Source organism: Hyella patelloides LEGE 07179, from assembly GCF_900659865.1.
Classification (GTDB): domain Bacteria; phylum Cyanobacteriota; class Cyanobacteriia; order Cyanobacteriales; family Xenococcaceae; genus Hyella; species Hyella patelloides.
Window position 1 is genome coordinate 1 of the sequence record NZ_LR214088.1, and the last position, 7104, is coordinate 7104.

The following is a 7104-nucleotide window of genomic DNA, read 5'->3' on the forward strand; positions in this document are numbered from 1 at the left end:
TTTACATTCTAAGCATATTATTTCCGAACCATATCGAAAACAATTATTTTGGCTGAATTTCTTAAGGATTAACTGCTTAATGTTCCTGAATTCCTAAGTATTACATTTTGACGTGCGGAAGGTGGGTCTGAATAAAGTTCGGCAAAATCCTCATCATCATAAAATGAGCCTAATTTATCTCTCAGAGTCATGTAAATATTCCCTTTAGGAAAGGCTTTTCTGGCTATTTCTTTAGTGAGAGATGGAATGGATTTAATTGATTGACGATGTAGAACCATAATGAATGACTCTCCAAAAACTTCTATTGCTATCTATAAGCTCAATTTAAGTCATTTTTGGTTGTTCTATTTTTCAAAGTTCGCGATCGCTTTTTATCTCAATGTTCAGTTCATCAGCAGTATCAGGATTGTACCTAACGCTAACAATATCTCCTGCATAGGCAGCTAGATATTGTTAGCGATAAACAATATTTTCAAACTGCAAATGTCCTGCTCTTTGAACTGTTCGTCTCGCGGTTTTCATTAAGCAGATATCTAATTCCCGTTCAGAGATAATTCTTGGTTCTTTGATTAATCCTGCTTCCCAACGTTGATAGCGAGTTTGTTCGTCTTTTCCTGCGATCGCGCTTCGATTATATTGATCGACTATAAAACGGACTATTAAGTTCTCCAAATCTCTCAAAGTCAATTGAGCATCTTTCTCTGCATCTTTCGGACGCTCTTGAACATTAGAGCCAGTATAGCCAGGAAGAGTCGAGAACAAAGATTGATTTAAGGTCTTAAAAGGACGCTCAACAATACCTCCCTCTGAAGGGCGATCTCGTAACTTGCGAACAAAACCTAATTGCGTCGCAATTTCCTCCAAGTGATTAGAACGAAAATCTTTTCCCCCGTCAGTAAACAAACATTCTGGTAAACCAAAAGTCCCCCAATCACAATGTAATTGAAAATCTTGACTATAAGTCTTAGGCAAAATACTATGACGTAATGCTAAAGCTACTATCTGAGAACTTGGAGCATCAAACCCTAAATTTATTCCCATCACACATCGAGAATAGCTATCAATTACTGTCGTCAACCAAGGACGACCAATTAATCCACCATGTCGATCTACCAACAGAACATCGGCGCGAGTATGATCGCACTGCCAAACTTGATTACTGTGGTTAATACTAATATCATCTCCGTCACGAGTTTTAACTGACAACGTTTTACCTTGCCATCCAGGAGAACGAATACTTCTCTCTTTTTTCTGCTGAATTGGTTTGAGTACTCTCAAAACAGTTTTGTAACTCGGAGGTTTATCATCTCCAATTTCTGCTGCTTTAGCTTGCACTCTTAAGGCAACCTGCTTAGGACTCATTCTCTTGCTACCTTTATTTCCTTGTTGGTAGGTTTTGAGAATAAAATCTTGCCAGAATTGGCTAATTCGATGATTTCCCTTATCTGCTCTGCTTGTGGAAACTAAAGCAGTAATTCCTTGCTCTTGATACTTTTTAAACAATCTTTGTAGAGAACGAACAGAAACACCCAGCTTTTTCGCTCCTGCTCTAAGTCTTTCTCCATAAGTAGTGCGATCGCATGGTTCTATAAGGCTGTGAATTACTTCTAGCCTAATCTTGGCTGTCCCTTCTAATTCAGAAGCAATTAAATTTGCTTGCTTGATGTCTGAATCGCTTTCTAAGGAATTAGAAATTAGCTCAAGTGTTTTATCGTTGTTCATTTAACTAAAAATTAGATTTTAAAAACACATAACGACATCTATTTTGTCATTTTGGCAATAAGCGACAATCAATTTGTCTCTGCTCTAACCGCTATAATAGGAGATATTTTTCAAGTAAAATTGCTGTAATTTCCCCAGTACATAGGTTTTAGTGCAACGACAATATTTTGTCTCGATGTCATTTAATTAGTCATTGTACACCTTTATTTGACACTTATGGGAAAAGGATTTTAGCTTCTCCCTCGCTTTCCAAACGCGAGACTTACGCTCAAATTTCACCCACTTTTCTATTATTACCATATAGTCAAAGAGTCAATACGCCTATCGGTAGGAAGTTAACCGATAGATATGTCGAGATGCGATCTCAGCAAAAGATCAAAGGTAAGGATGCTCTGATGAGAATTTTGTTCAAAGCTACTCGGATGTTATTCTATGAACTCGCGAACACGATAGATTAGATAGAAGTTTTTTGGCAAAAAAAACGAATTATGATAATTCATATTAGTATGACCTAGTATAGAATCGGTCGTTTTTGCGATCGCAAAAACGGGATCTAATTCTGAAAAATATTACTTTTCTCCATACGATTAATTTAGTTTTCTTGACTCGTTCCTTACTCCTCCTTTCTTAATTTATGTCTCATCCTCTGTATGTAGCTTTTATTTGGCACCAACATCAACCTCTTTATAAATCTAGAGAGACTAATCCTGACTTGATGAGTTTGTACCGTTTACCTTGGGTAAGGTTGCATGGTACAAAAGATTATCTGGATTTGGTTCAAATTTTAGAAAAATATCCGAAACTACATCAGACGGTTAATTTAGTTCCTTCTTTGATCTTGCAATTAGAAGATTATGCAGCAGGTAAAGCGATTGACCCTTATTTGGCTTTGGCTTTAACTTCTGAGAGTAATTTAACCGAGCAAGATAAGCAATATGTTGTTAAGCATTTCTTCGATGGTCACTACCATACTTTAATTGAACCCCATCCTCGTTACAATCAGCTATACCATCAGCGACAAGAAAAAGGTCATAATTGGTGCGTCCAGAATTGGACAGATCGAGACTATGGAGATTTACTCGCTTGGCACAACTTGGCTTGGATCGATCCTTTATTTTGGGATGATTTAGAAATTGCCACTTGGTTAAAAAAAGGCAAAGATTTTAGCTTGAGAGATCGCCGAAACATCTACAATAAGCAACGAGAAATTATTCAACGCATCATTCCCCAGCACAAAAAGATGCAGGATGCAGGACAGTTAGAAGTTACTACAACACCCTATACCCATCCGATTTTACCCTTACTAGCAGATACTAATGCAGGAAGAGTAGCTGTCCCGCAAATGGCATTACCACAACAGCGTTTTCAATGGGAAAGTGATATTCCCCTGCATTTAGAAAAAGCTTGGGATATGTATCGCGATCGCTTTGACTGCAATCCCCGTGGTTTATGGCCCTCAGAGCAGTCTGTAAGCCCTACTATACTGCCTTATATTAAAAAACAAGGTTTTAAATGGATTTGTTCGGATGAGGCGGTTTTGGGTTGGAGTATCAAGCATTTCTTCCATCGAGATGAGGCGGGAAATGTCAGTGAACCAGAACTAATGTATCGTCCCTATCGTTTAGAAACACCCCACGGTGATTTAGCAATTGTCTTTCGAGATCATCGTCTTTCTGACTTGGTGGGTTTTACTTACAGTAATCTGAATCCCCGCCAGGCTGCATCGGATCTGATTGGACATTTAGAAGCAATTTCTGATTCTTTGCAGCAAAGACAAAAAGGTGGCGCACATTCTCTACAAGAGCCTTGGTTAGTTACGATCGCTTTAGATGGTGAAAATTGTTGGGAATATTATCAGAAAGATGGGTTACCATTCCTAGAAGCTTTGTATAGCAAATTGAGTAAAGATGATGATATCAGATTAGTAACCGTAGAAGAATTTATTAGTCTGTTTCCTCCCAGAGAAACTATTCCCAGTGACAAATTACATAGTGGTTCTTGGGTAGATGGTAGCTTTACCACCTGGATCGGCGATCCTGTTAAAAATCGTGCTTGGGATTTATTAACCGATGCGAGAAAAGTATTAGCCAAGCATCCCGAAGCCACCCCAGAAAATAACCCTGAAGCATGGGAAGCTTTATACGCAGCAGAAGGATCGGATTGGTTTTGGTGGTTTGGCGAAGGACATTCTTCCAGCCATGATGAAATGTTTGATAGCTTATTTCGCGAACATCTTAGAGCCATTTATGAAGCTTTAAACGAGCCAATTCCGCCAATTTTAAACCGATCTGTAGAGAAACACGAAATTAAAGGCGATCGCAATCCCCAAGGCTTTATTCACCCCATTATTAACGGTATTGGTGATGAACAAGATTGGGAGCGAGCAGGAAGGATGGAAATTGGTGGTGCAAGGGGTACAATGCATCGTAGTAGTGCCGTGCAACGCATCTTTTACGGTTTAGATCACCTTAATTTTTATCTGCGTTTTGATTTCAAAGCAGGAATTGAATTAGGAAAAGATCTCCCAGGAGAAATACATCTGTTCTGGTATTATCCAGGGTTAACGATGCATAATAGCCCTGTCCCTTTAGATAATTTTCCCAACGAAGCACCGTTAAACTATAATTTCCACCATCATCTGGCGATTAATCTGCTTACAGAATCAGTCAGGTTAGCCGAAGCAGAGGAAAATCACCGTTGGCATATGAGAGCTTCTCGCGCTGAAGCAGGATACGACGAATGTTTAGAAATTGCTGTACCTTGGGCAGATTTACATATCGATCCTGATTCTTCTTTAGAAATTTTAGCTGTCTTCGGCGATCGTGGTGAGTATCGCAGCTATGTTCCAGAAGATAAATTGATTCGCTTACAAGCACCCTAGTGGTAAGGATGAATGAAAAGATAAAAGTTAGAGCTAGAAAACTTTTTTAGCCTATGGGGGGTTTGGGGCTACCATAATCCCCCATCATAGAGGAATCAAACGATTTATTCAAAAGAGCGATCGCTTTATCGTGACTGTTGCTATAGATAGTCGCAGTAATGCTATTTTTCCTCACTATGACGGAGATGGATTAACTGGTTACTCGGTGAAGAATACCAAATTTACAGGTTTTAGTAGTGGGGGGACTAAGACACTGTGGCAATCCAATAAATCAGAAACAGATCGCTGTCTGGTGATAACAGAAAGTGCCATTGATGCTATGAGCTATCATCAACTGTTTGGTAAGGAGAATCCCCATATTCGCTATATAGCTACCTCTGGGACAATTTCTAATTATCAACTAGAACTGATATCAACAGCTATGAAAGAGATGACAAAACTCGGTGGTGAAATAGTTATTGCCACAGATAATGATGAGATGGGTAAATTAATGGCAAAAACTTTAGTTAAGGTTGCTCCAGAAAAATCTGAAGTTTATCGTCATACACCACAACAAGGTAAAGATTGGAATGAGGTAGTAGAGAGAGAAAGACAGAGAATATTAAGCCAACAGAAACAGCAAGAAAGAGGTTGGGGCTTGGAATTATAGTTTCTAGTTTCACAAAGTATTTTACTCTGTAATTTGATTATCGGGGTTTGAGTAGCAACTCCCTTGTTTGACGGCATAGTAAAGATTCTCTTTTATTTTGGTAAATACGCAGTTAATTTCGGTTTTTTATTTGTATTATGTTTGACGATGTTATAAGTGTCTAAGGGATAGTGCTTTCAAAGAGTTAGAAATAAGTATCAATACATACTAACTAAGTTGTTCCAATTCATTAGAAAATATAGTTTCACCATAATCTTTTTCAAGCTTTTCAATAAGCTCTTGCGACAAGATCAGGGTAGTTATATTTGGCTCGCCTATAAAAAACTTATAAGAACTATTTAAAAAAGGAGTAACACATGGTTCTATTTTAGTGATTGCATTTAGCTCGATTAATAAGGGTTTGATAATATAGCTTAAAGGGGATTTATGAGATAGATAAAGCTTTTGCTCAGCAATACCAATATTTAAAAAGCCACCTATATTAGTATTTCCAAGTATACAGCTTTGTTGTTCAAGAATTTTTTCAGGAGGTTCTACTGAACTTCCAAAATCTTTTGAAAGTTTAAACCATGGTTCATATGCAAGCAAAAAACCAAATCCAAGTATGGAAATAACTACTATGGTTAATATAAACTTACCTAATAAATTTGTCATTTTACACTATTTTATTGAGCTAATAGGTTATAGATTTCTCTACTATTTACGATCTTACATCGATTAATCATCTATATAAATTTATAAAATTTTTTGACCGCTCAATAGTAATTAAAGCGAAGCACCCGTCCACTAATTAGAGCTTCAGGTTATGACACCCATACAATATTTATTGAAGTTTTGTAAGTCAATCATCTCTACAACATATGTTTTGAGAATATCTTTATAAAAATCTTATATTTTGGATGATATTTTAAAGCCAAGAAAAAGTTTTTTCTTTGTATATAGTATAAATATCTACATAATGCTACTTTTATACTATATAAATTCGCTCGGGACTATATACGATTTTAAAATATATCTTTCATTCAGGCTGGTAACCGACTTAACTATTTTTGCTCGACGAAGTTAAATACTTTTTCTCTATTCAATACTATTTTTTCGCTCTTCCAGAAATGCTAAATAATACTCATTCTTCTTCTCACAACTTGGGTACATTCGGTTGGAATTTTTCTTTTATTGGAGACATCAAACTAACAACTGATAGCGATGGTAACGTTTATATTTTCAACTTGGGAATTGAACTTCTGTTTTCACAGCAATCTTCAAGTCAAGAATTAAATAGCAGTACCTATAGCTTAAGTTCACAGCAGCTTCTACAACCTTATTCCTCTTACCAAGGAATTTTTAAACGACAAGCCGATGGCAGCTACGAAGGCAATAGTGGAACTTTAACTTGGAATGTTGACCATTACGAACTAGAAGAAGCCAACGGCAGTAAAATTGTTTTTCGTTCTGATGGTCAGTTGGATTATGTAGAATACAGCAACGGCTATCGTTTAAGTGCCAGATACACTAACAATTTACTTACTGAACTTTCAGATAGTAACGGAGATAGCTTTACGATTGGCTACAACTCTGATGGACGCATCGAAACAGTTACCAACGGAGCGGGACAAGTTAATACTTATAGCTATGACGCAACTGGTCAGTATTTACTCAGCGTTGAAGATGCTAACGGTACAACTAGCTTTAGTTACGATAATCCTTTCGACCCTACGGTAGTTTCTACCCGCTTTTCTCACAAAAAAGGCGATCGCTATTTGCCAAAAAGCATACCGCATCTATGTTTGACCCTGGTGTTAAGTCCCTGCGGTAAAACAACAGTCTGTGGTTTGAGTTCCAGTCAGCATCACAA

Annotated in this window: 5 protein-coding genes and 1 pseudogene; 3 read left to right on the plus strand and 3 right to left on the minus strand. The window is 37.4% G+C overall.

Annotation, left to right across the window (positions count from 1 at the left end; all coding sequences use genetic code 11):
* Window positions 1-68: 68 nt before the first annotated feature.
* Window positions 69-278 (minus strand): hypothetical protein, encoded by a 210-nt coding sequence (locus tag H1P_RS29275; RefSeq protein WP_144874388.1) that lies wholly within the window; start codon window positions 276-278, stop codon window positions 69-71.
* A gap of 178 nt (window positions 279-456) precedes the next feature.
* Window positions 457-1722, minus strand: a pseudogene (locus H1P_RS29280) (DDE-type integrase/transposase/recombinase); the annotation flags it as partial.
* A gap of 634 nt (window positions 1723-2356) precedes the next feature.
* Between H1P_RS29280 and H1P_RS29285 the strand changes: the two are divergent.
* Together H1P_RS29285 and H1P_RS29290 are read left to right on the plus strand one after the other, a co-directional pair.
* Entirely contained in the window at window positions 2357-4603 is a 2247-nt protein-coding gene (locus tag H1P_RS29285; RefSeq protein ID WP_144874390.1) for a glycoside hydrolase family 57 protein, read from the plus strand.
* A 130-nt stretch (window positions 4604-4733) separates the two neighbouring features.
* Window positions 4734-5252 carry a toprim domain-containing protein gene (locus H1P_RS29290; RefSeq protein ID WP_144874392.1) on the plus strand — a complete coding sequence of 173 codons (519 nt, stop codon included), beginning with the start codon at window positions 4734-4736 and terminating at the stop codon, window positions 5250-5252.
* A 207-nt stretch (window positions 5253-5459) separates the two neighbouring features.
* Here the strand turns inward: H1P_RS29290 and H1P_RS29295 are convergent, their stop codons facing one another.
* A complete protein-coding gene (locus H1P_RS29295; protein WP_144874394.1) occupies window positions 5460-5906 on the minus strand; it encodes a hypothetical protein in 447 nt (148 codons plus the stop codon).
* 455 nt (window positions 5907-6361) lie between these two features.
* On the opposite strand from H1P_RS29295, the gene H1P_RS29300 reads away from it, so the two are divergent.
* Window positions 6362-7104: RHS repeat domain-containing protein (locus tag H1P_RS29300; RefSeq protein WP_144874396.1), on the plus strand; the 743-nt coding region annotated here is incomplete at its 3' end.